This window comes from Virgibacillus sp. 7505 (assembly GCF_002272135.1).
Lineage (GTDB): Bacteria > Bacillota > Bacilli > Bacillales > Amphibacillaceae > Terribacillus.
Genome location: NZ_NPBF01000504.1, coordinates 1 through 207 on the forward strand (window position 1 = coordinate 1; position 207 = coordinate 207).

At 43.0% G+C, this 207-nt stretch carries 1 protein-coding gene; it reads left to right on the forward strand.

Features of this window, described 5'->3' with window-relative positions:
* Nucleotides 1-50 precede the first annotated feature (50 nt).
* Nucleotides 51-207, forward strand: a 157-nt coding sequence (locus CHH91_RS19970) for a class II fructose-bisphosphate aldolase (protein ID WP_176465920.1), incomplete at its 3' end; no start/stop codon positions are given.

Genomic DNA, 207 nt, shown 5'->3' on the forward strand with positions numbered 1-207 from the left:
GCTTTATATGATCGACCACCCCTATGCAGACGAATTTAAGGAGGACAACCATGCCTTTAGTATCTATGAAAGAAATGCTGAACAAAGCAAAAGCAGAAAAGTATGCGGTCGGGCAGTTTAATGTGAACAACCTAGAATTTACGCAAGCGATTTTGCAGGCGGCAGAAGAGGAAAAATCACCAGTCATTCTTGGTGTATCTGAAGGGG